Source organism: Streptomyces sp. NRRL S-337, from assembly GCF_000720175.1.
In the GTDB taxonomy this organism is placed as follows: domain Bacteria; phylum Actinomycetota; class Actinomycetes; order Streptomycetales; family Streptomycetaceae; genus Streptomyces; species Streptomyces siderophoricus.
On record NZ_JOIX01000025.1, the window covers coordinates 1 to 26,943 of the forward strand.

At 72.3% G+C, this 26,943-nt stretch carries 24 protein-coding genes and 1 pseudogene; 8 read left to right on the plus strand and 17 right to left on the minus strand.

What is annotated here, in order from left to right; all coding sequences use genetic code 11:
• Positions 1-224, minus strand: a 224-nt coding sequence (locus IG62_RS48800; RefSeq protein ID WP_234326623.1) for a hypothetical protein, incomplete at its 3' end; no start/stop codon positions are given.
• 64 nt (positions 225-288) lie between these two features.
• On the opposite strand from IG62_RS48800, the pseudogene dnaK reads away from it, so the two are divergent.
• The 3 genes and pseudogenes from dnaK to grpE form a co-directional block, all read left to right on the plus strand.
• Positions 289-1,892, plus strand: a pseudogene (gene dnaK / locus IG62_RS42020) (molecular chaperone DnaK); the annotation flags it as partial.
• 54 nt (positions 1,893-1,946) lie between these two features.
• Entirely contained in the window at positions 1,947-2,099 is a 153-nt protein-coding gene (locus IG62_RS50170) for a hypothetical protein (RefSeq protein ID WP_420711082.1), read from the plus strand.
• On the plus strand, positions 2,096-2,788 hold the full coding sequence (gene grpE, locus IG62_RS0119405) for a nucleotide exchange factor GrpE (protein WP_030804325.1): 693 nt from the start codon (positions 2,096-2,098) through the stop codon (positions 2,786-2,788). The genes IG62_RS50170 and grpE overlap by 4 nt, the downstream gene beginning before the upstream one ends.
• Here grpE and IG62_RS0119410 read toward each other — a convergent pair.
• The 4 genes from IG62_RS0119410 to IG62_RS0119425 all read right to left on the minus strand — a co-directional run bounded on the left by IG62_RS0119410 (position 2,745) and on the right by IG62_RS0119425 (position 5,844).
• Positions 2,745-3,878 (minus strand): PP2C family protein-serine/threonine phosphatase, encoded by a 1,134-nt coding sequence (locus tag IG62_RS0119410; RefSeq protein WP_030804328.1) that lies wholly within the window; start codon positions 3,876-3,878, stop codon positions 2,745-2,747. The two genes, grpE and IG62_RS0119410, sit on opposite strands and share 44 nt — an antisense overlap.
• 122 nt (positions 3,879-4,000) lie before the next feature.
• Positions 4,001-4,207 carry a hypothetical protein gene (locus IG62_RS0119415; RefSeq protein WP_107053018.1) on the minus strand — a complete coding sequence of 69 codons (207 nt, stop codon included), beginning with the start codon at positions 4,205-4,207 and terminating at the stop codon, positions 4,001-4,003.
• A 495-nt stretch (positions 4,208-4,702) separates the two neighbouring features.
• Positions 4,703-4,969 (minus strand): acylphosphatase, encoded by a 267-nt coding sequence (locus tag IG62_RS0119420; protein WP_030804334.1) that lies wholly within the window; start codon positions 4,967-4,969, stop codon positions 4,703-4,705.
• Between the two features lie 101 nt (positions 4,970-5,070).
• Positions 5,071-5,844: a DUF72 domain-containing protein gene (locus IG62_RS0119425; RefSeq protein ID WP_030804337.1), complete on the minus strand. Its 774-nt coding sequence runs from the start codon at positions 5,842-5,844 to the stop codon at positions 5,071-5,073.
• A gap of 170 nt (positions 5,845-6,014) precedes the next feature.
• On the opposite strand from IG62_RS0119425, the gene IG62_RS0119430 reads away from it, so the two are divergent.
• Together IG62_RS0119430 and IG62_RS0119435 are read left to right on the plus strand one after the other, a co-directional pair.
• Complete coding sequence (locus tag IG62_RS0119430) at positions 6,015-6,848, plus strand: alpha/beta fold hydrolase (RefSeq protein ID WP_051798278.1); 834 nt, start codon at positions 6,015-6,017, stop codon at positions 6,846-6,848.
• Positions 6,845-8,296 (plus strand): cytochrome P450, encoded by a 1,452-nt coding sequence (locus IG62_RS0119435; protein ID WP_051798265.1) that lies wholly within the window; start codon positions 6,845-6,847, stop codon positions 8,294-8,296. Before IG62_RS0119430 ends, IG62_RS0119435 begins: the two co-directional genes overlap by 4 nt.
• On the opposite strand, the gene IG62_RS0119440 is transcribed toward IG62_RS0119435, so the two are convergent.
• Positions 8,241-9,113, minus strand: a complete 873-nt coding sequence (locus tag IG62_RS0119440; RefSeq protein WP_051798268.1) for a helix-turn-helix transcriptional regulator — start codon at positions 9,111-9,113, stop codon at positions 8,241-8,243. The genes IG62_RS0119435 and IG62_RS0119440 overlap by 56 nt on opposite strands.
• A 163-nt stretch (positions 9,114-9,276) precedes the next feature.
• Between IG62_RS0119440 and IG62_RS0119445 the strand changes: the two genes are divergently transcribed.
• The gene (locus IG62_RS0119445) at positions 9,277-10,758 is read left to right on the plus strand and encodes an MFS transporter (RefSeq protein ID WP_030804350.1); all 1,482 of its coding nucleotides are present in this window, start codon (positions 9,277-9,279) and stop codon (positions 10,756-10,758) included.
• A 40-nt stretch (positions 10,759-10,798) separates the two neighbouring features.
• Here IG62_RS0119445 and IG62_RS0119450 read toward each other — a convergent pair whose 3' ends face one another.
• From IG62_RS0119450 to IG62_RS0119480, 7 genes are all read right to left on the minus strand, one after another.
• Entirely contained in the window at positions 10,799-11,560 is a 762-nt protein-coding gene (locus IG62_RS0119450) for a GNAT family N-acetyltransferase (protein WP_030804353.1), read from the minus strand.
• A gap of 195 nt (positions 11,561-11,755) precedes the next feature.
• Entirely contained in the window at positions 11,756-14,518 is a 2,763-nt protein-coding gene (locus IG62_RS0119455; protein WP_420711078.1) for a SpoIIE family protein phosphatase, read from the minus strand.
• Between the two features lie 117 nt (positions 14,519-14,635).
• Positions 14,636-15,559, minus strand: coding sequence for an LLM class F420-dependent oxidoreductase (locus IG62_RS0119460; RefSeq protein WP_030804360.1), 924 nt, complete (start codon positions 15,557-15,559; stop codon positions 14,636-14,638).
• A 272-nt stretch (positions 15,560-15,831) separates the two neighbouring features.
• Positions 15,832-16,998 (minus strand): XdhC family protein, encoded by a 1,167-nt coding sequence (locus IG62_RS0119465; protein WP_030804363.1) that lies wholly within the window; start codon positions 16,996-16,998, stop codon positions 15,832-15,834.
• The gene (locus tag IG62_RS0119470) at positions 16,979-19,144 is read right to left on the minus strand and encodes a xanthine dehydrogenase family protein molybdopterin-binding subunit (RefSeq protein WP_051798269.1); all 2,166 of its coding nucleotides are present in this window, start codon (positions 19,142-19,144) and stop codon (positions 16,979-16,981) included. Before IG62_RS0119470 ends, IG62_RS0119465 begins: the two co-directional genes overlap by 20 nt.
• The gene (locus IG62_RS0119475; protein ID WP_030804369.1) at positions 19,141-20,133 is read right to left on the minus strand and encodes an FAD binding domain-containing protein; all 993 of its coding nucleotides are present in this window, start codon (positions 20,131-20,133) and stop codon (positions 19,141-19,143) included. The genes IG62_RS0119470 and IG62_RS0119475 overlap by 4 nt, the downstream gene beginning before the upstream one ends.
• Positions 20,130-20,771: a (2Fe-2S)-binding protein gene (locus tag IG62_RS0119480; RefSeq protein ID WP_078872090.1), complete on the minus strand. Its 642-nt coding sequence runs from the start codon at positions 20,769-20,771 to the stop codon at positions 20,130-20,132. The genes IG62_RS0119475 and IG62_RS0119480 overlap by 4 nt, the downstream gene beginning before the upstream one ends.
• 558 nt (positions 20,772-21,329) lie before the next feature.
• Here IG62_RS0119480 and IG62_RS0119485 point away from each other — a divergent pair.
• Positions 21,330-21,926 carry a TetR/AcrR family transcriptional regulator gene (locus IG62_RS0119485; protein WP_030804387.1) on the plus strand — a complete coding sequence of 199 codons (597 nt, stop codon included), beginning with the start codon at positions 21,330-21,332 and terminating at the stop codon, positions 21,924-21,926.
• Positions 21,927-22,503: 577 nt separating this feature from the next.
• On the opposite strand, the gene IG62_RS47290 is transcribed toward IG62_RS0119485, so the two are convergent.
• A complete protein-coding gene (locus IG62_RS47290; RefSeq protein ID WP_030804390.1) occupies positions 22,504-22,707 on the minus strand; it encodes a hypothetical protein in 204 nt (67 codons plus the stop codon).
• A 415-nt stretch (positions 22,708-23,122) separates the two neighbouring features.
• Between IG62_RS47290 and IG62_RS47840 the strand changes: the two genes are divergently transcribed.
• Positions 23,123-23,266, plus strand: a complete 144-nt coding sequence (locus IG62_RS47840) for a hypothetical protein (RefSeq protein ID WP_199812497.1) — start codon at positions 23,123-23,125, stop codon at positions 23,264-23,266.
• A 22-nt stretch (positions 23,267-23,288) separates the two neighbouring features.
• Here IG62_RS47840 and IG62_RS46435 read toward each other — a convergent pair whose 3' ends face one another.
• The 3 genes from IG62_RS46435 to IG62_RS0119515 all read right to left on the minus strand — a co-directional run bounded on the left by IG62_RS46435 (position 23,289) and on the right by IG62_RS0119515 (position 26,895).
• A complete protein-coding gene (locus tag IG62_RS46435; protein WP_107053016.1) occupies positions 23,289-23,780 on the minus strand; it encodes a J domain-containing protein in 492 nt (163 codons plus the stop codon).
• A gap of 279 nt (positions 23,781-24,059) precedes the next feature.
• Positions 24,060-25,526: a cysteine desulfurase gene (locus tag IG62_RS0119510; RefSeq protein WP_037838652.1), complete on the minus strand. Its 1,467-nt coding sequence runs from the start codon at positions 25,524-25,526 to the stop codon at positions 24,060-24,062.
• Positions 25,513-26,895, minus strand: coding sequence for a family 2B encapsulin nanocompartment shell protein (locus IG62_RS0119515; RefSeq protein WP_030804406.1), 1,383 nt, complete (start codon positions 26,893-26,895; stop codon positions 25,513-25,515). Before IG62_RS0119515 ends, IG62_RS0119510 begins: the two co-directional genes overlap by 14 nt.
• Positions 26,896-26,943: the final 48 nt, after the last annotated feature.

Genomic DNA, 26,943 nt, shown 5'->3' on the forward strand with positions numbered 1-26,943 from the left:
TGTTCGTGGACGTAAAGCGACAGCAGTCCACGAACAAGGCCCCGGAGGACCGTCACCGCACCCACAACAAACCCAGCCCGCCGCAGGCGCAACGGCGAGAAGCCCCACGGCGGGAAAGACAGGTACGTGCGGGGCGCCGCAAAGCGCGCAACGGCGAGCAACCCCGACGGCGGGACGGCCAGGTACGTGGGAGGCGCCGCGAAGCGCAAACGCAAACGCACCACAAAGCGGTGATATGGGACAATTGCCGCGGCGAGCGCACCGGGCCGCTAGGTGAGGAGAAGAACCATGGCACGTGCAGTGGGTATCGACCTCGGTACGACGAACTCGGTGGTCAGTGTGCTGGAGGGCGGCGAGCCCACGGTGATCACCAACGCCGAGGGGGCCCGCACTACCCCGTCGGTGGTGGGGTTCGCCAAGGGCGGTGAGGTGCTGGTCGGGGAGATCGCCAAACGGCAGGCCGTGACCAACATCGACCGCACCGCGCGGTCGGTCAAGCGCCACATGGGCGAGTCGGACTGGCGCTTCCCCGCCAGCGGCGACATCGACGGCAAGCGGTACACCGCCCAGGAGATCTCCGCGCGGGTGCTCCAGAAGCTCAAGCGCGACGCCGAGGACTACCTGGGCGAGGACGTGACGGACGCCGTCGTCACCGTTCCGGCCTACTTCAACGACGCACAGCGCACCGCCACGAAGGAGGCCGGGGAGATCGCCGGCCTGCGGGTGCTGCGGATCGTCAACGAGCCGACCGCCGCGGCGCTGGCGTACGGCCTGGACAAGGAGAACGACCAGACGATCCTGGTCTTCGACCTCGGCGGTGGCACCTTCGACGTCTCGCTGCTGGAGATCGGCGAGGGCGTGGTCGAGGTCAAGGCCACCAATGGCGACACCCATCTGGGTGGTGACGACTGGGACCAGCGGATCGTCGACTACCTGGCCAAGCAGTTCAAGAACGCGTACGGCATCGACCTGTCGAACGACAAGATGGCCACCCAGCGGCTGCGGGAGGCCGCGGAGAAGGCGAAGATCGAGCTGTCGGCGGCCACCGAAACGACGATCAACCTGCCGTATCTGAGCGCCTCGGCGGAGGGGCCGCTGCACCTGGACGAGAAGCTGACCCGCTCGCAGTTCCAGCAGCTGACCGCGGACCTCCTGGAGCGCTGCAAGACGCCGTTCCACAACGCGGTGAAGGACGCCGGGATCAAACTCTCGGACATCAACCACGTGATCCTGGTCGGCGGTTCGACCCGGATGCCCGCGGTGACGGAGCTGGTCAAGGAGCTCACCGGCAAGGACCCGCACAAGGGCGTGAACCCGGACGAGGTCGTGGCGGTGGGGGCCGCCCTGCAGGCCGGTGTCCTCAAGGGCGAGGTCAAGGACGTCCTGCTGCTCGACGTCACCCCGCTGTCCCTCGGCATCGAGACCAAGGGCGGCATCATGACCAAGCTCATCGAGCGGAACACGACGATCCCGACCAAGCGCTCGGAGATCTTCACCACCGCCGAGGACAACCAGGCGTCCGTGCAGATCCAGGTCTACCAGGGCGAGCGCGAGATCGCGGCGTACAACAAGAAGCTCGGGATGTTCCAGCTCACCGGCCTGCCGCCGGCCCCGCGCGGGGTGCCGCAGATCGAGGTCTCCTTCGACATCGACGCCAACGGCATCATGCACGTGACCGCGAAGGACCTGGGCACGGGCAAGGAGCAGAAGATGACCGTCACCGGCAGCGCCGCGAGGCCGCGGAGACCCGCAACCAGGGCGAGCAGCTCGTCTACCAGACCGAGAAGTTCCTCAAGGACAACGAGGGCAAGGTCCCCGGTGAGATCAAGACCGAGGTCGAGACCGCCATCGGTGAGCTGAAGGAAAAGCTCAAGACCGAGGACACCGCGGCGATCCGCACCGCCACCGAGAAGGTCGCGGCCGTCTCCCAGAAGCTCGGCCAGGCCATGTACGCCGACGCCCAGGCCGCGCAGGCCGCCGCGGGTGGCGGCGGAGCAGCCGGGGGTGGCGCGGGTGAGCAGGGCAAGTCCGACACCGCCGACGACGTCGTGGATGCCGAGATCGTCGACGACGACAAGCGGGAGGGAGGCGCGCCATGAGCCGCTCGCCCCGGCTCCGCGGCTCGTCCCGGCCGCCGCTGGCCATCGTCGGAAGCGGCACGGACCGGCCGGAGGTCGGACGGCGCGGGCAGAAGGCCGGTTCCGGGAGCGAGGCAGGTTCCCCGCCGCCCCGTACCGAGCGGACCGACCGGGACACCGGTCCCCCGCCGTCCCGTGTGTCCGAAGAGGCCGGTACGTCCTCCCAGGAGGCCGTGCTCCGCGCCGAGCTGCGGCAGCGCACCGCCGAGCTGCAGGAGCGCACGGCCGATCTGCAGCGTCTCAAGGCCGAGTACGACAACTACCGCAAGCGGGTGCACCGGGACCGGCTGGCGGTCGGCGAGATCGCCGTGGTCAACGTGCTGGGCCGGTTGCTGCCCGTGCTCGACGCCGTCGAGGAGGCGGCCGGGCAGGGCGAGGTCACGGGTGGCTTCGGGCGGGTCGCCCGGGCGCTGGTGGCCGAACTGACCGCGCTGGGCCTGATCTCGTTCGGCAGTGTGGGCGACGCCTTCGATCCGGAGATCCACGAGGCCGTCACGTTCACGGCCATGAGCCGTCCCGAAAGCCCCTCGGGTGCCGTGTGCACCGCGGTGCTCCGGCAGGGTTACCGCGTCGGTGACCACCTGCTCCGTCCCGCGCAGGTGTCGGTCACGGGTGATCCGCCCGCGGCTCCGGCCCGTCCGTCCTGGTGAGGGCGATGAGGGCGACGTCGTCGCTGAGGGTTCCGCCGACGTAGGCCAGCAGGTCGTCGCGGAGGTGCGCCACCAGCGCGCCCGGGTCCCGCTCGGTGCAGACGCCGACCCGGTCCGTCAGCCGGTAGAACGCGCCGGTCGCGTCCCGGGCCTCGATCACCCCGTCCGTGTACAGCAGGAGCAGATCGCCGGGGGCGAAGCCGAACGTCTCGACCTGGTAGTCGCCCTCCGCCGGGGCGACGATTCCTAGAGGCAGCGCGGGGTCACGGACCTCCAGGGGGCGGACCTTGCCCTCCCGCAACAGGAGCGGTGGCGGGTGCCCGCAGTTCACCATCGTGAGCAACGGCTCGTCGTGATGGACGTCCAGCACCACCGCGGTCACGAAGGACTCGATGGGCTCGGGATCGGCGGCGGTGAGGTGCGCGGTGTTCCAGTGCACGGAGTTCCCCAGGTGGGCCGCCATGCCCGGCAGGGAGAGGTTGCGGTAGGCGGAGCCCTGGAAGGCGCCGATCAGCACCGCCGCCTCCCCGATGGCGGCCAGCCCCTTGCCGCGGACGTCGCCGACGACCAGCCGGGTGGCCCCCGGAACGGGTGCCACCGCGTACAGGTCGCCGCCGATCAGCGCCTCGGCTTCGGCGGCGAGGTAGGTGGCGGCGATCCGCAGCGGGCCGATGCGTTCGGGCAGTGGCCGCATCAGGACCTGCTGTGCCGCGACGGCGACCGACTGCACCTGGCTGAGCCGCCGCTGGTGCCGGTCCTGGACGTACCGGAAGACGGTGACGAGCACGGAGATCAGCAGCAGGGCGGCGATCTGCGCCTGGTGATTGGGGGTCATCAGACCGCCGTGCAGCATGCCGACGACGATCTGGGCGGCCACCGCGAGGGCGCCGACCGCGCCGGTGAGTCCGGGCCCGGCGAAGGAGGCGGTGATCGCGGGCGCGGCGACCAGGAACGGGCCGAGGTGGATGCTCGTCGGGGAGTTGATGTCCACCACGGTCACAGCCACGATGATCGTCAGCGGGACGATCAGCAGGCCGGGGCTCCCCCGCCGGAAGCCGGCGGGCGGGGCTGGACCGTGCCGGAGGCGCATAACTCCTCTTTACACCCCTGCCGACGACCATGCCGGGCAACGGGACGGACCCCGGGACCGTGGGTCCCGGGGTCCTGGCCGACGCGGTGCCGCGCCGGTCTCCGCAAGTCTGCCGCGACGTCTCAGACGTCGCTGGTCTGCACGGTGGCAAGACCGGTCAGCTGCCCGGTGGGCAGGGAGGGGACGAGCGACTGGGCGGTGCCGACGACGTCGCCGATGGCCACCGAGCCACCGTGGCCGGCCACCTCGGCACCGGCGCTGGCGAGACCACCGGAAATGTTGTCCAGCTCGCTGTCGGCAATCTCGCAGGTCTCGACGATGTCACGCATGACGTGCCCTTCCTTCATTACTCTCAATTATTCCTGGCGGACGCCGCGCGGAATTCATGCACTCCACATGCAAGAAAAATTACGCACGGTCCGGCGGCAGCGAGTTCACCGCCCGATAACTCGGGCCGCGGTGATCAACCTCCCGCACCGGAAGGATGCAATCACGCCGACGAAGCGTCAGGCAACCTGCCACCCATTTTCCTTTCCGGATGTTCACGTTCGCCCTCCCAACCCCGCTGAAGTGCAGCTTTGTCAGTCACCGGGTGACGAATCCAACGAACCACGCACCCATGGAAGCAACGTCTCGGCCATTGCGAAAAGACGCCGCACCCCTGGAAAAGGCATCGCATCCGGCCGCGACTGGACATATCTGCATTTACGTTTCGACGGGGGATGCGGGGACCGGGATGACCAGAGATGTCGGGATGTATGACCCGACGGCACATGCAATTGGCCAGGCCGGACGAAAACGGCACCTTCAGGCGTCCGGGGCGATTACCGGACCTCGAAGCCCGGCAGCCCTTCGGGTTCCTCCTCCGTCACCGACACCGCGTCGACGACCGCCGCGGGCGGCCCCTGGTGCGCCCACTCCACCAGCTTCTGCACGCTCTCCGGATCGCCCTCGAACACGGCCTCCACGGTTCCGTCCCGCACGTTCCGCACCCAGCCGGCCACGCCCCGCGCCTCGGCCGTGCGCCGGCAGGTGTCGCGGAAGAACACCCCCTGCACGGACCCCGAGACCACCACCCGCCTGCGGATCATCCGTCCTCACCTCGCCTCATGGCTTCCCTCTCGTTCACGTCCGCCCGCTCGTCAGGGCTGTTCCGTCGTCAGGTCGCCCGCTCGTCAGGGCTGCTCTGTCGTCAGGTCTGTTCCTCGCGCCCGGACGGCGTACGGGTGACCGTGCGCCCGGTGGCCGCCACCGCCCGCGCGAACACGCTCGCGTCGTGCACGGCCGCGCCGCCCGGGTCGTTGTTGAAGTACGCGTACACCTCGGCCCGGTCCGGCCAGGTGTCGGCGATCCGGCGCGCCCAGGTGGCGAGCGCCGTTCTCCCGTAGCGCGGCCAGGGTGCCGCGCGGCCCTCGTGGAACCGCACGTAGCCCCAGTCGGCGGTCCGCCACAGCGGTGCCACCGGACGGGACCCCCGGTCGGCCCAGCACAGCGCCGCGCCCCGGCGCTCCAGCACCTCCCGTACCTCCTCGGTCCACCACGAGTCGTGCCGGGGCTCGACGGCCACCCGCGTACCGGCGGGAAAGCAGTCGAGGCAGGCGTCCAGCAGCCCGGCGTCCCGCCGCAGCGTGGGCGGCAGCTGGAGCAGTACGGGCCCGAGCCGCGGCCCGAGGGCGGCGGCCCGTGACATCAGCCGGTCCACCGGCTCCTCGGGGGTGCGCAGCCGCTTGATGTGGGTCAGATAGCGGCTCGCCTTGACTGCCATCACGAAGCCGTCCGGGGTCCGGTCCCGCCAGTCGGCGAAGGTCTTCTCCTCGGGCAGCCGGTAGAAGGCCGCATTGCTCTCGACGGTCGCGAACCCTCGCGCGTACTCCTCCAGCCACAGCCGCTGCGGCCGGTCCGGCGGGTAGAGGACACCGCGCCAGTCCTTGTACTGCCAGCCGGAGGTTCCGAGGAGGACGGTCATGTCCGGATGCCTGCCCGCTGGTGCCCGCGCCCTATCAGGGCACCCTCAGGGCACCACAGGGCACCCTCAGGGCACCATCAGGGCGTCATCGGTGCCACGCCCGTCCCACGGCTCCCGCCCGCGCCGGGACGCCCTTGCGGAGCCCGGTGGTGACGGTCAGTGTGGGGCCCGTGACTTCCTTCGTCCTGCCCCACGCCCTGCACGGCAGGGGTCCGCACAAGGTGATCGCCGTCCACGGGTGGTTCGCCGACCGGTCCGCCTTCGCACCGCTCCTCCCCGACCTCGACCGCGCCGCCTTCCAGTACGCACTGGTCGATCTCCGTGGCTACGGCGAGGCGCAGGACGCGGCCGGCGCCTACACCACGGCGGAGGGCGCGGCCGACGTGCTGGCGCTCGCCGACCGGCTGGGCTGGGACCGGTTCTCGGTGCTCGGCCATTCGATGGGCGGCAGCGTCGTCCAGCGGGTGCTGGCCGCGGCCCCGGCGCGCGTCCGGCGGCTGGTCGGCATCTCGCCGGTGCCCGCCTCCGGGTTTCCGCTGCCGCCGGACCAGTGGGCGCTGTTCTCCTCGGCGGCGCACGCCCCGGACAGCCGGCGGGCCATCATCGACCTCACGTCCGGCGGCCGGCGCCCCGACGCCTGGCTGGACCGGATGGTGCGGCGGTCACTGGAGCGCAGCAATCCGACGGCGTTCCGTACCTGGCTGGACTCCTGGGCCGGTGAGGGCTTCGCCGACGACGTCGACGGTTCGCCGGTGCCGGCGCTGGCGGTGACCGGATCCCTGGACCCCGCTCTCACCGCCGAACTGACCCGCCGGACGTGGCTGCGGTGGTACGCCAACAGCCAGCTGATCGAGCTGTCGGCGGCCGGGCACTACGCGATGGACGAGACGCCGCTGGAGCTGATCCGCACCGTCGAGGACTTCCTGCGCGCGGACGGCGACGGCGACAGCGACAGGGACGGGGGCCGCGGTATCAGGGCCGCCGGCGGGCCGGAGGCGGGATGACGCCTCCGGCGGCCGACGCTCCCCGGATACCCGACGTCTTCGACCCCCGCGGCTACGCCCAGGGGCTGCCGCACTCCGCCTACCGGCTGCTGCGCGACCGGTACCCGGTGGTCCGGCAGGAGGAGCACGAGGTCCTCGGCTGGCCCGCCGGGCCCGGGTTCTGGGCGGTCACCCGGCATGCCGACGTCGTCCGCGTCCTGAAGGACTTCCGCACCTTCTCCTCGCACCTGGGCGCCACCCAGATCCGCGATCCGGACCCCGCCGACCTGCCGTTCATCCGGCGCATGATGCTCAATCAGGACCCTTCCCCAAGCTCTCAACTCCGTTCGAGCAGGGGAGACCCCAATCCAACCCCTCAACTCCGTTCGAGCAGGGGAGACCCCAATCCAAGCTCTCAACTCCGTTCGAGCAGGGGAGACCCCAACCCAACCCCTCAACTCCGTTCGAGCAGGGGAGGCCCCAACGACCACGGTCGTTTGCGTCGGCTGGTCGGGCGGGCCTTCACCCGCGGCCGGGTCGACCGCTTCGAGGCGGCGGTACGCGACCGGGCCCGCGGGCTGCTGACCGCGGCGCTCGACACCGCGCGTGCCGGGAGCGGTGTGGTCGACCTGGTCACCACCGTCACCGACGATTACGCGCTGCTCAACCTCGCCGACGTGCTCGGGGTGCCGCCCGGTGAACGCGGGCTGCTGCTGGACTGGACCCGGCGGGTCATCGGCTACCAGGACCCGGACGAATCCGGTCCGCCGGCGTCCGGCCCGGACGGCCGGCCGGCCGACCCGCGCTCCCCGGCGATGCTGCAGGACATGTTCGCGTTCGCGCGGGAGCTGGCCGCCCACAAGCGGCGGCACCCCGGCGACGACGTGCTGACGGCCCTCGCCACGGACCGCGAACTGGCCACGCCCGAGCTGGAGATGTTCTTCTTCCTGCTGACCATCGCGGGGAACGACACGGTACGCAGCGCGGCACCGGGCGGACTGCTGGCCCTGGCCCGGCACCCGGACGCCTACCGCGCGCTGCGCGCCGGTGCCGTGGCCATGTCCTCGTGCGTGGAGGAGCTGCTGCGCTGGCACCCGCCGGTGCTCAGTTTCCGGCGTACCGCGGCGTGCGACACGGAACTTGCGGGCTGCCGGATTCGCGCCGGTGACAAGGTGGTCGTCTTCCACGGCTCGGCCAACTACGACGAGCGGGTGTTCGCCGCCCCGCACCGCCTGGACCTCGCCCGTACGCCCAACCCCCATGTCTCCTTCGGCGACGGCCCGCACGTCTGCCTGGGTGCCCATCTCGCCCGGCTGCAGCTGCGGGTGCTCTACGAGGAGACCCGAGATCTGCTGCCGGCCCTGGAACTCGCCGCCCCACCACGGTACTTGGTGTCGAACTTCATCCACGGCCTCAAGTCCCTGCCGCTGCGGCTCCTCCCGTCGGACGGGGATCGCCTGCCGGGCTGAGCGCGGCGAGTTCGGGGAGTCTGGCGGCGGTCGCCGCGTCGGCGGGCAGGCAGGAAACCAGGGTGACGCCCGGTGCGTCCACGGCCGCGAGCTTGACGTAGTCGAAGGTCAGCCGGCCCAGTGACGGATGGTCGAACTCCCTGCGCGCCGGCCGGAAGTCCGCCACGTCATGGGTGGCCCACCAGGCCCTGAACTCCTCGCTGCGGGCGCGCAGTTCGCCGGTCAGCCGGCGGAATTCCGGGTCGCCGGGGTGCCGGTCGGCGCTGGCGCGGTACTGCTCCAGCAGAGCCCTGGCCTGGCCGTCCCAGTCGGTCAGGAGCGTACGGATGCCGGGCCGGGTGAACACCAGGCGCAGCAGGTTGCGTTCCGCGGCGTCCCAGTGGGCGGGGTCGCCGATGAGACCGGCCTCGGCGCGGTTCCAGGCCAGCAGGTCCCAGTTGGGCGCGAGCAGGTACGCGGGGTGCGGGTCGAGCGCGTCCACCAGGCGCTGCAGTTCCGGCCCGCCGGGGTGGTCGCCGGCCGGCTCGGGCAGCGGCTGCCCGGCCAGGGCGAACAGGTGGCGGGTCTCGGCGGCGGACAGCCGCAGCGCCCGGGCCAGGCTGTGCAGCACCTGACGGCTCACGCTGATGTCCCTGGCCTGTTCGAGCCAGGTGTACCAGGTGACGCTGACGCCCGAGAGGACGGCGACCTCCTCGCGGCGCAGCCCGGGCGTACGGCGGCGGGGGCCCGCCGGGAGTCCGGCGTCGGCGGGCGGGACCCGTTCGCGTCGCGAGCGGAGGAACTCCGCCAGCACCCGGCGCCGTTCCCGGTCGGCCATCGGATCCCTCTCCCCCGCGCACCGTGCCGTGCGCCCACCGTTTCCCCGTACGCGGCCCCGGGCGCCGAAGCCCTGAGGTGGTCGTTCGGTCGACACCGGTACCGCTGCCACCAGGATAAATCGCCTCTGTATGGCTCCTGCTGCCCGGGCCAGGGTCGCAGGCATGACTCCTCTCCGACCGCCGACCGATCCGGCACCTGCCTCGCCCGCCGCCGCTGCCCCGCACACCGCGGCGGCCTGCCCGCCCGCTCCGTGGCGGGCCCTGTCCGTCGTCCTCACCGGCGTCTTCATGGCCGTGCTCGACACCTTCATCGTGCTGGTGGCGGCGCCCGCCATCCAGGACGATCTGCGCGCCTCGGACGCCGATGTGCAGCTGATCCTGGCGGGCTATCAACTCACCTACGCCGTCGCGCTGATCACCGGTGCCCGCCTCGGCGACCGGTTCGGCCGCCGGCGCTGTTTCCTCATCGGGATGGGCGTCTTCACCCTGGCGTCGGTGGGCTGCGCGGCCGCGCCCGGGGCCGGCGCGCTGATCGCGGCCCGGCTCGTCCAGGGGCTCGGGGCCGCGGTGATGTTCCCGCAGGTCTTCTCGACGATCCAGGTGCTGCTGCCGCCGGAGCGGCGGGCCCGGGCCTTCGGCGTGCTGGGGGCCGTGATCGGCGCGGCGGGGGTGGCCGGCCAGCTGCTGGGCGGAGTCCTGCTCTCCGCCGACCTGTTCGGCGCGTCCTGGCGGCCGATCTTCTGGGTCAACGTTCCCGTCGGGCTGGTGACGCTGGCCCTCGCGGCGGTCCTCCTGCCCGAGTCGCGGGCGCCCGAGGGCCGCCGGCTGGACCTGGCGGGCGTGGCGGTGCTGACCGTGGCGCTGTTCCTCCTGGTCGTGCCCGTGGTGGAGGGCCGAGAGGCCGGGTGGCCCGCCTGGGCGTGGGTCAGCCTGGCCGCGGGGGTGCTCGCCCTGGTCGGCTTCGTCGCCGTGGAACGCCGGGTCGAGGCGCGCGGCCGGTCCCCGCTGGTACGGCCGGGGCTGCTGCGTGAGCGGGCCTTCGCGATCGGGATGGTGCTGGTCCTCCTGGCCTACTTCGGGATCAACTCGTTCTTCCTGGTGCTGTCCGTGACCGTGCAGGACGGGCTGGGGCTGGACGCGCTGGGCGCCGGGGTGTTCTACCTGCCGTTCGCCGCGGGCTTCTTCACCGGGAGCCTGGTGGCGGGGCGCCTGGCGCGGTACAGGAAGCGGCTGTTGCAGGCCGGGGCGCTGGTCCTGGGGCTCGGCCACGCGGTGTCGCTCGGTGTCGTCGGGCTCGCCGGCCAGGCGCTGACGGCCCGGTCGCTGGCCCTGCCGCTGCTCGTCGTGGGCCTGGGGAACGGGGTGCTGGTGACTCCGCTGCTCAACGCCGTGCTCGCCCGCATCCGGCCGGCGGAGATCGGGATGGCCTCCGGTGTGCTCTCCACCGGCCAGCAGATCGGCGGCTCGGTCGGGGTCGCGCTGGTCGGCGTCCTGTTCTACGGGACGCTGGGCCACGCCGCACGCCACGACGTCGGCGCCTACGGGCACGCCCTGATGGCGGCGCTGCTCTTCGACCTCGCCCTGGCCGTGGCCCTCTCGCTGCTGCTGCGGGTCCTGCCGGACCCGGCGCCGGCCGGCCGGTGAGCCGGGGCCCGGCCGGCGGCGGTGTCCGCGGCGTCCCGGGTCAGTGCGTGACGAGGCGGGCGGACACGCAGGGGTCCTCGTTGCGGTAGCCGAGGCGGGTGTAGAGCCGGTCGGCCGGCGCGTTGTCGGCGAGCTGCCACAGCGTGCAGAAGCCGTACCGGCGCACCGCGTACCGGGTCAGCCACGCGGTCAGTGCCGCACCGAGGCCCTGGCCGCGCTGCGCGGCGTCGGTGGCGACCGAGGCCATGAGCGGGGCGCCGGTGTCCCGCAGGCTGCTCAGGGCGCCGCAGGCCACGAGGTTGCCGTCCGCGTCGCGGATGCCCGCCCACAGGCTGACGGCACAGGAGCCGGGTCCGGTGGAGTGGGCCGGGCTGTGCACCCCGAGGAAGGCGAGCAGTTCGTCGTGGTGGGTCTCGTCGAGCGTGACCACCCGCTCCTCCGCGCGCTGGACGGGCGGTTCCTGAAGGGTCCAGCGGAAGTCCCACTCGACGACGTCGGTCACCGGGAGGTGGCGGCCGACCAGGGCCTCCGTGCCGCGCGGGCCGGTGAACTCCCGCACCCGGTCGGGCAGGCCGAGCGCGGCGCGCAGGACCAGTCCGGCCGCGGCCTGTGGTCCGCCGACGCTCCACACGTGCCCGCGGGTGTCGTCGAGCCAGGCCACGGCGCCGTCGCCGGACCAGCCGGGCCGGCCGGCCGGTCGCTGCCGCGCGGCGCCGAACCGCAGCAGGGCGGAACCGGTCCGGTGTTCCAGGCCCTGGTCGAACAGATCGGTGGCCCGGGGGACGAGGGTCGTTGCCAGCATCGCTCTCAGGGGGACGTACGGACACGGGAAGGCGGCGGCGCCGCTGCGCGCGCGGGGCGCGGTCGGAGCCGTCCGTGAGGTGGGGGGATCCCGGCGGCGGCAGCGCACGGAGGCGGGCCCGGCCGACCGGACGGCCACTCTCGCACACCGCCCCGGGCCCGACGCAAATCCACCTCCGCGCCGGGCCGCGGGCGGTCAGCGCAGGGCCAGTTCCGCCCAGATGATCTTGCCTTCGGCGGTGTAACGGGTGCCCCAGCGCCCTGCCATCCGGGCGACGAGGAAGAGCCCGCGGCCGCCCTCGTCCTCGCCCGCGGCGAACCGGAGATGCGGCGCGGTACTGCTGGTGTCGGAGACCTCGCAGATCAGCGTGCGGTCGTACAGCAGGCGGACGCCGATCGGGCCGGAGGCGTAGACGATGGCGTTGGTGACCAGCTCGCTGAGGATGAGCTCGGTGGTGAAGACCTCCTCCTCCAGGCCCCACTCCAGGAGTTGCCGGGTGAGGTTCGCCCGGGCCTCGGCGACCGCCGCGGGCTCGGCGGGGACCTCCCACTCGGCGATGCGGTCGGGCGGCAGCAGGCGGGTGCGCGCCACGAGGAGGGCGATGTCGTCGCGCTGCCGGTCGGGGAGCAGCGCGCCGAGTACGGCCTCGCAGGTCTCCTGCGGCGTCCGGTCGCGGTGCGCCAGGGCCGTGGCGAGCTGGTGCATGCCGGTGTCGATGTCGTGGTTGCGGTCCTCCACCAGGCCGTCGGTGTAGAGGACCAGGTTGCTGCCCTCGGGCAACAGCAGCTCCACCGATTCGAAGGGCAGGCCGCCGACGCCGAGCGGCGGGCTGGCCGGGAGGTCCGGGTACGCGACGGTGCCGTCGGGGTGGACGAGGGCGGGCGGGAGGTGGCCGGCCCGAGCCAGCGCGCAGCGGCCGGAGGACGGGTCGTAGATGGCGTAGAGGCAGGTGGCGCCGGCGACCGTGGCCTCGTCGTTCGCCGCGATGGCCTCCTCGTCGATGCGGTTGACCAGCTCGTCCAGGAAGCCGAGGAGCTCGTCGGGCGGCAGGTCGAGGGTGGAGAAGTTCTGCACCGCGGTACGCAGCCGGCCCATGGTCGCCGCGGCGTGCAGCCCGTGCCCGACGACGTCCCCGACGACCAGCGCGACCCGGGCGCCGGGCAGCGGGATGACGTCGAACCAGTCGCCGCCCACCCCGGTCTGTGCGGGCAGGTAGCGGTGGGCGAGGTCGAGGGCGCTCTGTTCGGGCAGCCCGCGCGGCAGCAGGCTCTCCTGCAGGGTGACGGCCATGGCGTGCTCGCGGGTGAAGCGGCGCGCGTTGTCGATGCACACGGCGGCCCGGGCCGCCATCTCCTCGGCCAGCGACAGCTCGCCCTCCTCGAAGGGCCGCTCCCGGGAGCGCCAGAAGTTGACGATCCCCATCCGGACGCCGCGGGCCTGGAGCGGAACGGTGATCAGGGATTCGCAGCCGTGGCTCATGACCAGTTCCAGCCGCCCGGGGTCGTCGGGGTACCAGTCGCCGGCGGCCCGCACATCGGGCACGAGCACGGACTGGCCGTTGACGAATCCGGTGGCCATCGGGGTGAGCGAGAGGTAGGTGTGCACCTCGCCCGGCCGGTAGAGGGGGTGGTCGTCGCGGATCCCGGTGACCGCCACCCGGCGCAGCTCGGGCGCCTCGCGGTACGAGCCCACCGGTGGCTCCCCGCCGCTCAGCACGGGTTCGGCCAGGTCGACGCTGGCGTAGTCGGCGAACCACCGCACGGCGACCTGGGTCAGCTCCTCGGCGGTGCGCCGTACGTCGAGGGTGGTGCCGATGGCCACGCTGGCCTCGTACAGCAGCCGCAGCCGGCTCTGGGTGACCTCCGCCTTCCCCGCGAGGGCGAGCAGGTCGGTGGAGTCCCGCAGCGTGGCGACGCTGCCGGGCGGCCCGCCCTGACGGTCGGTGGACCGGATGTTCAGCGCGAGCAGCCGGTCGTTGACCGGCAGCACCTCGTCGGAGATCGCCCGCCCGGACGTCAGCAGCTCGGCGATCTTGGAATCGAGGCCGAGACCGGCGAGGCATTGCCCCTCGGCGTCGGCGGGCAGGCCCAGCAGCTTCTGGGCCTCGTCGTTCGCCAGCAGGACCCGCCCGTCCGCGTCGAGGATCAGTACGCCCTCGCGCACGGCGTGCAGCACCGCGTCGTGGTGCTCGTACATCCGGGTCATCTCCGCCGGGCCGAGCCCCCGGGTCTGGCGCCGCAGCCGGCGGCTGACCAGTGCGGTGCCGGCCGTGGTGAGGGCGAGCGCGGCGCCGCCGGCACCGATGACGACGGGCAGCTGACGGTCGACGGCGCTGCTGACCCGGCTGACCCGCATGCCGGAGCTCACCAGGGCCACCACCTTGCCCTTGGCGTCCTTCACCGGGACCGTTGCCTGCACCTCGTGGCCGAGCGGCCCGTAGACGCTCTCGATGGTGGTGCGGCCGGCGAGGGACGGCTTGATGTTGCCGACGAACTTCTTGCCGATCCGGTTGGGGATCGGGTGGGTGAAGCGGATCCCCTTGCGGTCCAGGACGACGATGAAGTCCACGCCGCCGCGCTTGCGGGCGTCCTCGGTCAGCGGCTGGAGCACCGCGCTCGCGCCCGGATGGCCCTTCTGCACCACGGCGGGCAGGCCGGGGGCGTGCGCGAAGGACTCGGCGGAGGCGAGCGAACGGTCCCGCGCGCCCTGGAACCGGTCGCTGCGCGCCTGGACCAGCAGGGTGATCACCGCGGCCACGACGAGCAGCAGCACGATCAGCACCTGCAGCAGGAACATCTGACCGGCGACGCTGTGGACGTCCACCAGGGCGCGCAGGCGCTGGATCAGCGGCTTCGGCGGGCCGCCGTCCCGCGCCCGCCGGCCGTTGCCGCCCGGGCTCCGACCGGTGTGCCTGCGCGTCGGAGCGAACCACGGAAAGCGGCCGGAAAATCGGGCCATGTTCCATGTGTACCTCGCGCACCGAGGTGGCCGGTACGCACCACGCTGAGGTATCGCATGACTGTACGGCGGTGACCGGGCCCGCGCGGCGGTGTTTCCGGGGCCCGGCCGCCGCGCTCAGCCCGCCAGCTCGCCCAGGAATTCCCAGGTACGGCGCCGGTCCGCGGCCCCGGCGAGCTCCGTTCCGGAGAAGACGACCTCCGTCGCCCCGGCGTCCCGATAGCGCTGGACCTCCGCCGCGACCGTCCGCTCGTCGCCGATCACGGCCACGTCGGCGGCCCGCTTCCCGCCGGAGAGCCCGATGACCCGCGCGTAGGACGGAATCTGCTCGTAGAAGGCGAGCTGCTCGGTGAACGTCCGGCGCACCGCGTCGGCGTCGTCGGTGACCAGGCCGGGCACCAGCGCCACGATCCGGGGCGCGGGCCGGCCGGCGGCCTCGGCCGCGGCGGTGACGGCCGGGACGATGTGCTCGGCCAGCGCCCGGGGCCCGGCGAGGTACGGCAGGATCCCGTCGGCCAGCTCACCGCTCACCCGCAGGGCCTGGGGGCCCATCGCGGCGACGAGCAGCGGCACCCCCGCCTCGGCGCCCGGCACCCGCGCGGGGATCGGGGTGGCGGCGGTCAGCAGCTCGCCGTGGAAGTCGGCGGTGCCGGTCCCGGTCAGCTGGCGCAGCGCGGTGAGGAATTCCCGCAGCCGGGCGACCGGCCGTTCGAAGGGGAGGCCGAAGCCGGACTCGGTGAGGAGCTTGGTGCCGAGGGCGAGTCCGAGGTGGTAGCGGCCGTGCGTGGCGGCCTGGGCGGTCAGCGCCTGGCTGGAGACGACCAGCGGGTGGCGTCCGAAGACGGGGATCGCGGAGGTGCCCACCTGAAGCTCCGGGACCTCGCGCCCGACGATCGCGGCGAGCTGGGGCGAGTCCGCCCCGAAGGTCTGGCCGAACCATGCGGACCGCAGCCCCGCGGCCGCCGCCTCCGCGGCGAGCCGCACGGTGGCGTCGATCTGGTTGTCGGGGCCGGTCGCGTTGAGTACTACTCCCACAGTCATGTCCCTTGCAACAAAAGGGAGTTGACCGGTCATTCCGGTGCGGGCGTAACGGCTTCTTGTCGGCTGTGTGAACTCTTTTGGGGTGGGGGCGGGGGGGCGTGGCGGCGCGGGTGTGTGTGGGCGCGGGTGCGTGGGGGCGCGGCTGGGGGCGTGACCCGCGGGGGTACGTGGCTGGTGAGGTGTGTGGCCGGCGGGGTGGGCGTGGCCGAGACGGCTGCGTGGCCGACCGAGGGGGCTAAGTGCGGGGGGGGCTCAGGCGGCGGTCGAGGGGGCTACGTGCGGGGACTCAGGCGGCGGTCGAGCCGGCCGGGCCCGGGCGGGTCGGCGGGGTCGCGGTGGATCGGGGTTCCGGAGCCGGTCAGCGGCCGGCCCGTACCGCCGCGACGGGCCGCGACGATCTCGGCGGCGATGGACAGGGCGGTCTCCTCGGGCGTACGGGCGCCGAGGTCGAGGCCGATCGGTGAGTGCAGCCGGGCCAGCTCGCGGTCGGTGAGGCCGGCCTCGCGCAGTCTTCGGTCGCGGTCGTCGTGGGTGCGGCGGGACCCCATCGCGCCGACGAACGCGACCGGCAGGCGCAGCGCCACCTCCAGCAGGGGGATGTCGAACTTGGCGTCGTGGGTCAGCACGCACAGGGCCGTACGGCCGTCGGTCGCGGTGCGCCGGAGGTAGCGGTGCGGCCAGTCGACCACGATCTCGTCGGCCTCGGGGAAGCGGGCCCGGGTGGCGAAGACGGGGCGGGCGTCGCAGACGGTGACGTGGTAGCCGAGGAACTTGCCGGTGCGCACCAGGGCCGCGGCGAAGTCGACCGCACCGAAGACGATCATGCGGGGCGGCGGTACGTTCGCCTCGACGAACAGCGTCAGATCCGCCTCGCAGCGGGTGCCGCCCGCCGAGACGTCGAAGCTTCCGGTGCGTCCCGCGTCGAGGAGGGCGCGGGACTCGCCCCGTGCCGTCCGGTCCAGATCCGGCCCGCCGCCGAGACCGCCTTCGTGGGAGCCGTCCGGGCGGACGAGCAGCGCCCGGCCGAGGAGGTCGGCCGGGCCCCGGATCACCCGGGCCAGGGCCGCCGCCTCTCCGCGGGCGGCGGCCGCCAGCGCGGCGGCGAGCACCGGCCGGTCCGGGGCGTCGGCGGTCACCGGAGTGACCAGGACGTCGATCGTTCCGCCGCAGGTCAGGCCGACCGCGAAGGCGTCCTCGGCGCTGTAGCCGAAGCGTTCGCGGACGGTCGTGCCGTCCTGCAGCGCCTGGGCGCACAGGTCGTAGACGGCCGCCTCCACGCAGCCGCCGGAGACCGACCCGATCGCCGTGCCCCGGCTGTCGACGGCGAGGGCGGCGCCGGGGCTGCGCGGGGCGCTGCCGCCGACGCCCACGACCGTGGCGACGGCGAACTCCCGGCCCTCCTCGGTCCACCGGTTCAGTTCATCGGCGATGTCCAGCATCCCGCTCTCCCACGCTTCCTCGTCCGGTCCCCGCCTGCAGGACCCGGTCCGGCCGGATCGGCAGATGCCGGTGCCGTACACCGGTCGCGTGCCAGACCGCGTTGGCGACGGCCGCCGCGGCACCGACGATGCCGATCTCGCCGATGCCCTTGATCCCCACCGGGTCGTCCGGGTCCGGATCGTCCACCCAGTCCGCCTCGACGAGCGGTACGTCGGCGTGTGTGGCGACGTGGTAGCCGGCGAGGTCGGCGCCGACGTGGCCGCCCGAGGCGCGGTCCCGGGCCGCCTCCTCGTGCAGGGCCATGGAGATGCCCCAGATCATGCCACCGACGAACTGGTTGCGCGCGGTGAGGGGATTGACGATCCGGCCCGCCGCGAAGACGCCGAGCATGCGCCGTACCCGCACCTCGCCGGTGGCGACGTCCACCGCGACCTCGGCGAACTGTGCGCCGAAGGAGTGCCGTTCCTTCTGCGCGAGGGCGCCGATCGCCGCGGTGGTGTCCGACCGTACGGTGATGCCCTCCGGCGGCAGGTCCGCGCCGAGGGCGAGCCGCTCGCGCAGCTCCTTCGCCGCGGCCATCACCGCCCAGGACCAGGAGCGGGTGCCCATCGAGCCGCCTGCGATCATCGCCGGGCCGAAGTCGCTGTCCCCGATGCGCACCCGGATCCGCTCCGGCGGGACCTCCAGCGCGTCGGCGGCGACCAGGGTGAGCGCGGTACGCGCTCCGGTGCCTATGTCGGCCGCGGCGATCCGCACGGTGAAGGTGCCGTCGGCCTCGGCCGTCAGGACCGCCGTGGAGGGTGCGGCTCCGGCGCCGAAGGAGGCCGCGGCCGTGCCGGTGCCGAGCAGCCAGCGCCCGTCACGTCGGAGTCCGGGACGCGGGTCCCGGTCGGCCCAGCCGAACCGGCGGGCGCCCTCCTCGAAGCAGGCGCGCAGGTTGCGGCTGCTGAACGGCAGGCCGGAGACCGGGCCCTGCTCGGGTTCGTTGCGCAGCCGCAGCTCGATCGGGTCGATCCCGCACTTCTCGGCGAGCTCGTCGAGCGCCGCCTCCAGCGCGAACGACCCCGGTGCCTCGCCCGGCGCGCGCATGAACGTCGGCGTCGGCACGTCGAGCCGTACGACGGTGTTGGTGGTGTGATGGGCGTCCGCGTCGTACATCACGCGGGCCACAGCGGCGCTCGGCTCGATGAATTCGTGCACGGTCGAGGTCAGGCTCAGGGCGCGGTGCTCCAGCGCGCGCAGCCGCCCGTCGGCGTCGGCGCCGAGCCTGACCCGCTGGCTGGTGGGACTGCGGTACCCGGCCAGCGAGAACATCTGCCGGCGGGTCAGGACGACACGTACGGGGCGCTGGAGGACGGTAGCGGCCATCACGGCGGCCACCTGGTGTGCGCGCACGCCCTTGCTGCCGAAGCCGCCGCCGACGTGCTCGGAGCGCACCCGCACCGCGGACGGGTCGAGCGAGAACAGCTTGGCGAGCTCGCCCACGACCCAGGTGGCACCCTGGTTGGAGTCGACGACCTCCAGCCGGCCGCCGTCCCAGCGGGCCGTCGCCGCATGGGGCTCCATCGGGTTGTGGTGCTCTTCGGGCGTGGTGTACTCGGCGTCCAGGACGACGGCCGACGCTGTGAGTTCGGCCTCCAGGTCGCCCTTCTCCGCCACCGCCGGCAGATGGCCGTCCAGCGGGTACGCGTCCGGGTGGCCGCCGGCGAAATCGATGTCGTGCGGCTCCTGGTCGTAGTGCACCACCAGCGCTTCGGCGGCCTCCCTGGCCTGCTCGGACGTCTCGGCGACGACCAGCGCCACCGGCCAGCCCAGGCTCGGCACCCGGTCGTGCTGGAACACCGCGCAGGTCGGGTCCGGCGGAACGCCCAGCATGCCGACGTAGTCGGTGTCCACGCGCGGGGCGTTGCCGTGGTGCAGCACGGTGAGCACGCCGGGCATCGCCAGGACGGGACCGGACTCCACCGAGCGGATCCGACCGCGGGCGATGGTGGACACCACCAGCCAGCCGTGGGCGAGTTCGGCGAACGGGATCTCGCCGGCGTAGCGCGCCGCGCCGGTGACCTTGGCCAGGCCCTCCACCCGGGTGTGCGCGGTGCCGACGGCTTTCCGTACCGCGGTGGCTTCCGTCGTCGTCGTGGTCATCGCGCGGTCTCCTCGGCGAGCTCGGTCAGCTGGGCGACGATGAGATTGCGCATCAGCGTCACCTTGTATCCGTTGTGGGGCAGCGCCTCGGCGGCGGCGAGTTCGGCGTCCGCGGCGGCGGCGAACGCGTCGGCGCCGGCCGGCTTCCCGATCAGTACCCGCTCGGCCGCGAGGGCCCGCCACGGCCGCGACGCCACCGCCCCGAGGGCGAGGCGCACGTCGCGCACGACTCCGTCGCGGACGTCGAGGGCGGCGGCGACCGAGCCGATCGCGAAGGCGTACGACGCGCGCTCCCGCACCTTGCGGTAGCGCGAAGAGGCGGCGACCGGCAGGGGCGGCAGGCTGATGCCGGTGATCAGCGCCCCGGCGGGCAGTGCGGTCTCCTGATGCGGGGTGTCCCCCACGGGCAGATAGAACTCCGCGAACGGCAACTCGCCCGGCCCGTCCGCCGTTTCGTAGTGGACGACGGCGTCGAAGGCGGCCAGCGCCACCGCCATGTCCGAGGGGTGGACGGCGACGCAGTGCGCGGAGGCGCCGAGGATCGCGTGATTGTGGTGCTCGCCCTCGATGGCGGGGCAACCGCTGCCGGGCACCCGCTTGTTGCAGGGACGGGCGAGGTTCGTGAAGTAGCCGCAGCGCGTCCGTTGCAGCAGGTTCCCGCCGACGGTGGCCATGTTGCGCAACTGGCCGGAGGCACCGGCGAGCACCGCCTGTGCCAACGCCGGGTAGCGCCGTCGCACGTCGGGATGGGCCGCGAGATCGCTGTTGGTCACCGTGGCACCGATCCGCAGCCCGCCGTCCTCCGTGAACTCGATCCCGTCCAGGGGGAGTTCACGTACGTCGATGAGCAGCCCGGGCCGCTCCACCCCTGCCTTCATCAGGTCGACGAGGTTGGTGCCACCGCCAAGACAGCGCGCCTCCGGATCGGCCCCGAGCAGCGCGACCGCCCCGGGAACATCCAACGCCCGCTGATAACCGAATTCCTTCATGCCGTCACCTCCGCGCCTGCCGTGCCCGCCGGACCCACCTCAGACCCCGGTGTCTCGCTCTCCCGCGTCTCGACCCCCTGGGTCTCGATCCCCGGCGTCGATCCGGCACCGTGCGCGGCTGCCGCTCGCGCGACGGCCTGGACGATCGACACATACGCCCCGCAGCGGCACAGGTTGCCGCTCATCCGCTCCCGGATCTCCTCGGGAGTCAAGGGCGGAATCCCCGCCTCCGGCCGCACATCGGCACTCGCCGCGCTCGGCCAGCCGGCCGCGTGCTCCTCGATCACCGCGAGGGCGGAACATATCTGCCCCGGTGTGCAGTACCCGCACTGATAGCCGTCGAGGTCGAGAAAGGCCTGCTGCACCGGATGGAGCGTCTCACCGTCCGCCACGCCCTCGATCGTGGTGATCTCCCGCCCCTCGGCGGCCACCGCGAGCTGAAGGCAGGAGACGGCTCTGCGCCCATCGATCAGCACCGTACAAGCACCACATTGGCCCTGGTCACAGCCCTTTTTGGTGCCCGTCAGATCGAGCCGCTCGCGCAGCGCGTCGAGCAGCGTGGTGCGGTGGTCGACGGGCAGCGCATGCTTCTCGCCGTTGATGTTCAAAGTGATGGCACTGGACGTCGATAGGGCCATGATCAGCTTCTTTCGCGTGTGACTTCCACGTATCCGATGCGCGAAACGGGAGGACAGGCAGGGAAGGAAAAGAGAGCAGGGACGGGGAGGTCGGGGATGGACGGACAGTCAAGTAGGCGGGCAGGGCCGGACGTTCAGGGCAAGGGCGGATCGCAGGTCCGGCGTCCGGCGTCCGGCGTCCGGCGTCCGGCGTCCGGCGTCCGAGCGAACACCGAGGGGCACCTTCAGAAGGACACCTTCAGTCAGGCACCTTCGGGAAGGGCAGTGCATGCACTACGTCGGTGGGTGAATACGTCAGTGCGTCAGGGCAGACATCCAGTGCGCTGCAGGTCAGTGCAATGCAGTGCGATAAATACGTGCGATGAGCACGGCAACGTGGCGAACGTGGCGAACGTGGCAAACGTGGTGAACGTAGCAAGTACGGAAGAGCAAGCACCCCACCACTCGTTTGTGCCGCTATGGTGGAGCTAACCGGACAGCTATCCGATTACCGCAAATCTACCGGACACCTGTCCGGTTAGCAAGGCCGATCCGGCAGTGATTCCCGAAGGAGGACGAGTGCGGGAGAAGAAGGACGCTCCGCTGCGCTCGGACGCGCAACGGAATCGCGAGCGCATCCTGGAAGTCGCCCTGGAGGAGCTGACGCGCGCGGCCGACGCCCCACTGAGCGCGATCGCGAAGAAGGCCGGCGTCGGGCAGGCGACGTTCTACCGCAACTTCCCCAACCGCGAGTCGCTCGTCCTCGAGGTCTACCGCTACGAGGTCCAGCAGGTCGCCGACACCGCGGCCCAGCTACTCGACACCCGCTCCCCCGACCAGGCGCTGCGGGAATGGATGGACCGCCTGGCCCAGTACGCCATGGCCAAGGCCGGTCTGGCCGACGCGCTCCGCACAGCGACCGCGCACGGCAGCCTGGCCGCCTCCGGACACGGCCCGGTGACGTCGGCCGTCGCCCTGCTGCTCAAAGCCAACGAAGAGGCCGGCACCATCCGCCCCGGCATGACCCCCGACGACTTCTCGCTCGCCATCGCCGGCCTCTGGCAGATCGACCCGCACAGCGACTGGCAGTCCCGCGCCGGCCGCCTCCTCGACCTCGTCATGGACGGCCTCCGCACCGGCGCCCCCGCCTCACACCGCGACGCTCCGGAAAACTGAGCACCACCGACCCCGCACCCTCCTGAACCCCACCCGCCCCGCCAACCCCCCGGCGCCGGCCCGTCATTCATGCGCGCCCGAGGGCCACCCGCTCGCACACTGACGGCATGGAGTCCGTACGGATCAGATCGATGCAGGCGGAGGACCTCGTCCCGGCGGAGCGTGCGTCGGCTCTGACGTTCTGCGAGGCGGACCGGCGCAGCAGGCGGGTCAGCGAACCGGAGGTTGAGCCTCGCATGTTCTCGTCCACCGTGCACCCCGGGGGCGACCCGACGCTACCGGCTGGCGGGCTTCTCGCTGTACCCGCAGACGCGGATGGTCGGCACGGTGGACCGGTCGGCCCTCCCCACCGTCACCGGCCTCCGCGAGGGCGAGCCGACGACGTCGGCTGGATGAACCAGCTCGATGAGGAACTCCGCGGAGCCGGCCACGGACCCGACCACACCTCGGGCCGAAGGGGTATCTCGCCCTCCGCGGCATGCCGGAACCGGCTCCGTATCTGGCGAGCGGACACTTCCTGTTGCGGACGCCGCGGGCGGCCAGGGCCACAGGCCGTTCGTTCGGCTGCCGGGTTCGGCTACCGCGCCCGGTGGTCCGGGCCCGGAGGGGCGACGGCGAGGCCGAGCCGATGTGCCACCGCCGAGCCCATGCCCTGCACGGTGTCGGCGGTCTCGGCGACGGGGAGCCGGGTGCCGGTGTCGGCTGCGGCGGCGGGCACGGCCCCCGCCAGTCCCGCCAGGGCCGCGGCGGTGGCCGCGAGGGTCAGGGTCGTCTTGCGCACGCGCACAGGTTCCTCCCGAAGTGATCGTGCTCAGAGGTCAGCGATCTGAAGTCAGTGATCGAGGTCAGTGATCAAGGGGCGAAGGTCAAAGGTCAGGGGCAGAGGTTGTGGGTTACCGGCTGTAGTCGCCGGTCGTTCGGTCAACGAGACGTGCTCGGCCAGGACACGGCGAGCGGCAGCCGGCTTGCCCGAGGTCGGGGCGGTCGGGGCGGTCGAGGCCGCGCGGTACGGCGGGCGTCGGTCGGTCGTCGGCGATGGGCGGTCGCTCACCGAAAGTTACGGACGGCCGCCCGACTCGTCTCATAGTGCGACCACTTCGTTGACACCCTGACGGGCCCTATGTCCAGGATGTTCGGCATTCCGCGTTCTTCGCCTTGCTGCGGAAATTTCTGCCGGACAGCGGAAAGGAACCCTGATGGGTGCACATGTACACGTCCGCCTGATACAGAGCCTGGGCGTCACCGAAGACGGCGAGCTGATCGAGTACTCCTCTTGCGCCGAGTGCGGCGCGACGTGGGTCAGGAAGTACCCGGAGGGGCAGGTCCCGGTGCCGGAGTGAGAGCGCGCCGCGCCCCTCCCCACTAGCGCCCCTGGCGGCCCCACTGCCACAGCGGGCGCAGGAGCCACTCCAGGGATTCGAGCCCGTCGGTCGCCGGCGCATCGTCCTCGGTGTGGCGGACGCCGAGCAGTTCGATGCGCACGGGGCCGAGGTGCAGCACGATCACGGTGTCGGCCTCGTCGCCCGACGGCTGGGCGCGGTGGGTCCGGGCGGGGGCCGGGCGGCCGGGGCCCGAGCGGGCCGGTCCGGCGCGTGCAGCCCGCCGCTGCGCATAGCGACGGTCACGCTCAGCGAGGGCGCGGTCCGCGTCGTAACGGGCCCGGCTCTGCGGATCGTGGAGGACGCGGTACGCCGTCAGCACCTCTGCGAGTTCTTGCTCCGCTGCCGGCCGGGCGGGACCGGTGTCCGGGTGCAGGCTGCGGACCAGTCGGCGGTAGGCCGTGGTGATCTGGCGCGCGGATGCGGAGGGCTGGACACCGAGTACGGCGTAGTGATCGGGCTGCGGTCCCGGCATCGCCGTCACCTCCTGCTCAGGCAGGCTTGCGATAGGTAGGCAGGCATCGGGTAAACATCGGACCCATACCCGAAATTCCACACTGAATGCCCGGGGGCGACCGCAAGAGCGCCCTTCCAGGTAAACGGACCCCCTCCAGCACGCCCCCTCTGCGCTTGTCGTCGCATGGATGACGCCTTGAACAACGGGCGTCCCGCCGTCGCCGCCCGTGATCCGGACGGCGACGGCGGGACGGGGCGGGGCGGCGGCAGGGCGAGCCGGCCACCCGTGGACGATCCGTCAAGCAGCCTGCTGCATTTGCAGTTGTTGCAGTGAGGCCACGAGCTTGTCCACCTCCTCCGGGGTGTTGTAGAGCGCCAGTGAGGCACGCGCCGCGCTCGTCAACCCGTAGTGGGCCAGGGCGGGTTGGGCGCAGTGGTGGCCGGCGCGGATGGCGATGCCGTCCCGGTCCAGCCAGTCGGCGATCTGGGACGGGTCCTGGCCGGCGAGGGTGAAGGTCAGCACGCCGACCCGGCCGGGCGCGGAACCCAGCAGTTCCAGCCCGGGAACCGTGGACAGCGCCTGTTGGGCGTGGGCCGTCAGCGCCGTCTCATAGGCGGCGATGGCGTTCCGGTCGAAGGAGGTCAGCCAGTTCAGCGCGGACAGCAGACCCACCACTCCGGAGATGTGCCCGGTGCCGGCCTCCATACGGTGCGGCACCGGCGCGTAGGTGGTGCGGGTGAAGTCGACGGACTCGATCATGTTCCCGCCGCCCTGCCACGGCGCCATCTTCTCCAGCACGTCCGGCTTCGCGTACAGGGCGCCGATGCCCGTGGGGGCGAACAGCTTGTGGCCCGAGAACGCGTAGAAGTCGGCGTCCAGATCCGTTACGTCGACGGGGAAGTGCGCCACCGCCTGCGCCCCGTCGACCAGCACCTTCGCGCCGTACCGGTGCGCCAGCGCCGTCATCTCACGCACCGGCACGACGGTGCCGAGCACGTTCGAGACCTGGCTGATCGCGACGAGCTGGGTGCGCATGGAGAGCAGATCGGCGTACGCGTCGAGGTCGACCTGTCCGTCCGGTCGCAGCGGTACGGGGACCACCCGGGCCCGGGTCTCCTTGGCGATCAGCTGCCAGGGAACGATGTTCGAGTGGTGCTCCAGTGTGGAGACCAGGATGTCGTCCCCGGGACCGAGGTTGGCCCGCCCCCAACTCTGGGCGACGAGGTTGACCGCCTCGGTGGTGCCGCGTACGAAGACGATGCCGTCCGGTGACGGCGCGCCCAGGAACTGGGCCACCGCCGCCCGGCCCGCCTCGTACACCTCGGTGGCCTCCCGGGCCATGGTGTGCGCGCCGCGGTGGATGTTGGAGTTGGCGGACCCGTAGAAGCCGGCCAGCGCCTCGATCACCTGGCGCGGCTTCTGGGTGGTGGCTCCGTTGTCCAGCCACACGAGGGGGTGCCCGTTCACCGTCCGGTGCAGGATCGGGATGTCCCGCCGGGCCAACTCCGGTGAGAATCCGGCCGGTTGACCGGAGAGGGCGGTGGCGGACGGCAAGGGGCAGGCGGAGGCTTGGGTATCGACCGGGACGGTACGGCCCGGCGCGTCCGGCGTCGTGACGGCCGTCGCATCCGGCGTCGCAACGGGCGCGGCAACCCCCGCCGTGGCCGGCGCCGTGACCGGTGGAGTGGCAGGGGGAGTGGCGGGTGGAGTGGTCGCAGCCGGGGCGCTCGGCCAGGCGCCCCGGAGGACGTCAGGAGTAGTCATGGTAGTTGGCGACCTCGACGTTCTGGAGGACGGCGAGTGCGTCCTCCACCAGTACCGCGGTGTTGAAGTACGCCGTCATCAGGTACGACGTGATGCCCTTCTGGTCGACGCCCATGTTCCGCATCGACAGGCCGGGTTCCACCTCGTCCTCGATCTTGGCGGGGCGCAGGCCCACCACGCCCTGTTCGGCCTCGCCCACCCGCATCAGCAGGATCTCGGTCGTGCCGATGCCCGCACCGCCGGAGAACCGCACCTTGTCGGACGGCAGCAGCGGCACACCGCGCCAGGTCAGCAGCGGGCTGCCGAAGCTGGTGTCGATGACCGGAGGCACACCCCGGCGCGTACATTCCCGGGCGAACGCGGCGATGGCCCTGGGGTGGGCGAGGAAGTAGCCGGGCTGCTTCCAGACCCGGGTCAGCAGCTCGTCCAGGTCGTCGGGGGTCGGTGAGCCGGTGCGCGCCTGCACCCGCTGACCGGGCGCCACGTTGTTGAAGAGCCCGAATTCCGGGTGGTTGAGCAGCGAGGCCTCCTGCCGCTCGCGCAGGGCGTGCACGGTGAGGTTGGACTGGGCGCGGATCTGGTCGATGGGCCCGTTGTAGAGGTCGGAGACCCTGGTGTGGACGCGGAGGACGGTCTGCGCGAGGGTCATGTGGTACTCGCGGGGCGTGTCCTCGTAGTCGACGAAGGTGGCCGGGAGGTCGGGTTCGCCGACGTGGCCGGAGCTGAGGTCGACCGGCACCTCGGCGCCGGGCAGCACGCCGTCCGTCGAGAGGTAGGCGTCCAGCGCACCGCGCACCGTCGCGTCGCGGTCGCAGAGTCCGGCGAGCGTGCTGCGGTCGACGCACAGGGCCACACCGGGGGTGAGCGCCTTGACCCGGTACGGCATGGGTTCGCCGCGGGTCCAGGCGTCGAGGTCGAAGAACTGGCCGTCGCCGATCACTTCGAGCACCGCGTCCTCGCCGTAGCGGCCGCTCACCCGCTTCTCGGCGCGGCCCTGGGCGATCACCCACAGCTTGTCGTGCGCCTCACCGTCCTGGGCCAGCATCTGCCCGGCCTCGAAGGGCACTTCCGTGAAGGCGCCGGCCAGTTCGGTCAGCAGGTCGTCGTCGGCCTCCCGCAGGTACGGCAGTTCCCGCAGGTCGCCCGGGATGACGCGGGGCGAACCGCCGTCGTTGTGCGTGCTGATGCGGTCATCGCCGAGGACGTAGGTCCGCCGCCGGTTGACGCGGAACACGCCCGCTTCGACGTCCACCCAGGGCAGTGCACGCAGCAGGTAGCGCGGCGTGATGCCGCGCATCTGCGGGGTGGTCTTGGTGGTGGTCGCGAGCTGCCGTGCGGCATCCGGGCTGAGGCTCAACTGGTCGTTCATGGGACCCCTCCTCGCACACAGGCATGCCGGACGGCCGGCGTACGGCCG

Excerpts from the sequence above, each read along its gene's own strand:
- IG62_RS50170 (WP_420711082.1), top strand. The coding sequence starts at position 1,947 with ATGTACGCCGACGCCCAGGCCGCGCAGGCCGCCGCGGGTGGCGGCGGA.
- grpE (WP_030804325.1), top strand. The coding sequence starts at position 2,096 with ATGAGCCGCTCGCCCCGGCTCCGCGGCTCGTCCCGGCCGCCGCTGGCC.
- IG62_RS0119410 (WP_030804328.1), bottom strand. The coding sequence starts at position 3,878 with ATGCGCCTCCGGCACGGTCCAGCCCCGCCCGCCGGCTTCCGGCGGGGG.
- IG62_RS0119415 (WP_107053018.1), bottom strand. The coding sequence starts at position 4,207 with ATGCGTGACATCGTCGAGACCTGCGAGATTGCCGACAGCGAGCTGGAC.
- IG62_RS0119420 (WP_030804334.1), bottom strand. The coding sequence starts at position 4,969 with ATGATCCGCAGGCGGGTGGTGGTCTCGGGGTCCGTGCAGGGGGTGTTC.
- IG62_RS0119425 (WP_030804337.1), bottom strand. The coding sequence starts at position 5,844 with ATGACCGTCCTCCTCGGAACCTCCGGCTGGCAGTACAAGGACTGGCGC.
- IG62_RS0119435 (WP_051798265.1), top strand. The coding sequence starts at position 6,845 with ATGACGCCTCCGGCGGCCGACGCTCCCCGGATACCCGACGTCTTCGAC.
- IG62_RS0119440 (WP_051798268.1), bottom strand. The coding sequence starts at position 9,113 with ATGGCCGACCGGGAACGGCGCCGGGTGCTGGCGGAGTTCCTCCGCTCG.
- IG62_RS0119445 (WP_030804350.1), top strand. The coding sequence starts at position 9,277 with ATGACTCCTCTCCGACCGCCGACCGATCCGGCACCTGCCTCGCCCGCC.
- IG62_RS0119450 (WP_030804353.1), bottom strand. The coding sequence starts at position 11,560 with ATGCTGGCAACGACCCTCGTCCCCCGGGCCACCGATCTGTTCGACCAG.
- IG62_RS0119455 (WP_420711078.1), bottom strand. The coding sequence starts at position 14,518 with ATGGCCCGATTTTCCGGCCGCTTTCCGTGGTTCGCTCCGACGCGCAGG.
- IG62_RS0119460 (WP_030804360.1), bottom strand. The coding sequence starts at position 15,559 with ATGACTGTGGGAGTAGTACTCAACGCGACCGGCCCCGACAACCAGATC.
- IG62_RS0119465 (WP_030804363.1), bottom strand. The coding sequence starts at position 16,998 with ATGCTGGACATCGCCGATGAACTGAACCGGTGGACCGAGGAGGGCCGG.
- IG62_RS0119470 (WP_051798269.1), bottom strand. The coding sequence starts at position 19,144 with ATGACCACGACGACGACGGAAGCCACCGCGGTACGGAAAGCCGTCGGC.
- IG62_RS0119475 (WP_030804369.1), bottom strand. The coding sequence starts at position 20,133 with ATGAAGGAATTCGGTTATCAGCGGGCGTTGGATGTTCCCGGGGCGGTC.
- IG62_RS0119480 (WP_078872090.1), bottom strand. The coding sequence starts at position 20,771 with ATGGCCCTATCGACGTCCAGTGCCATCACTTTGAACATCAACGGCGAG.
- IG62_RS47840 (WP_199812497.1), top strand. The coding sequence starts at position 23,123 with ATGGGTGCACATGTACACGTCCGCCTGATACAGAGCCTGGGCGTCACC.
- IG62_RS46435 (WP_107053016.1), bottom strand. The coding sequence starts at position 23,780 with ATGCCGGGACCGCAGCCCGATCACTACGCCGTACTCGGTGTCCAGCCC.
- IG62_RS0119510 (WP_037838652.1), bottom strand. The coding sequence starts at position 25,526 with ATGACTACTCCTGACGTCCTCCGGGGCGCCTGGCCGAGCGCCCCGGCT.
- IG62_RS0119515 (WP_030804406.1), bottom strand. The coding sequence starts at position 26,895 with ATGAACGACCAGTTGAGCCTCAGCCCGGATGCCGCACGGCAGCTCGCG.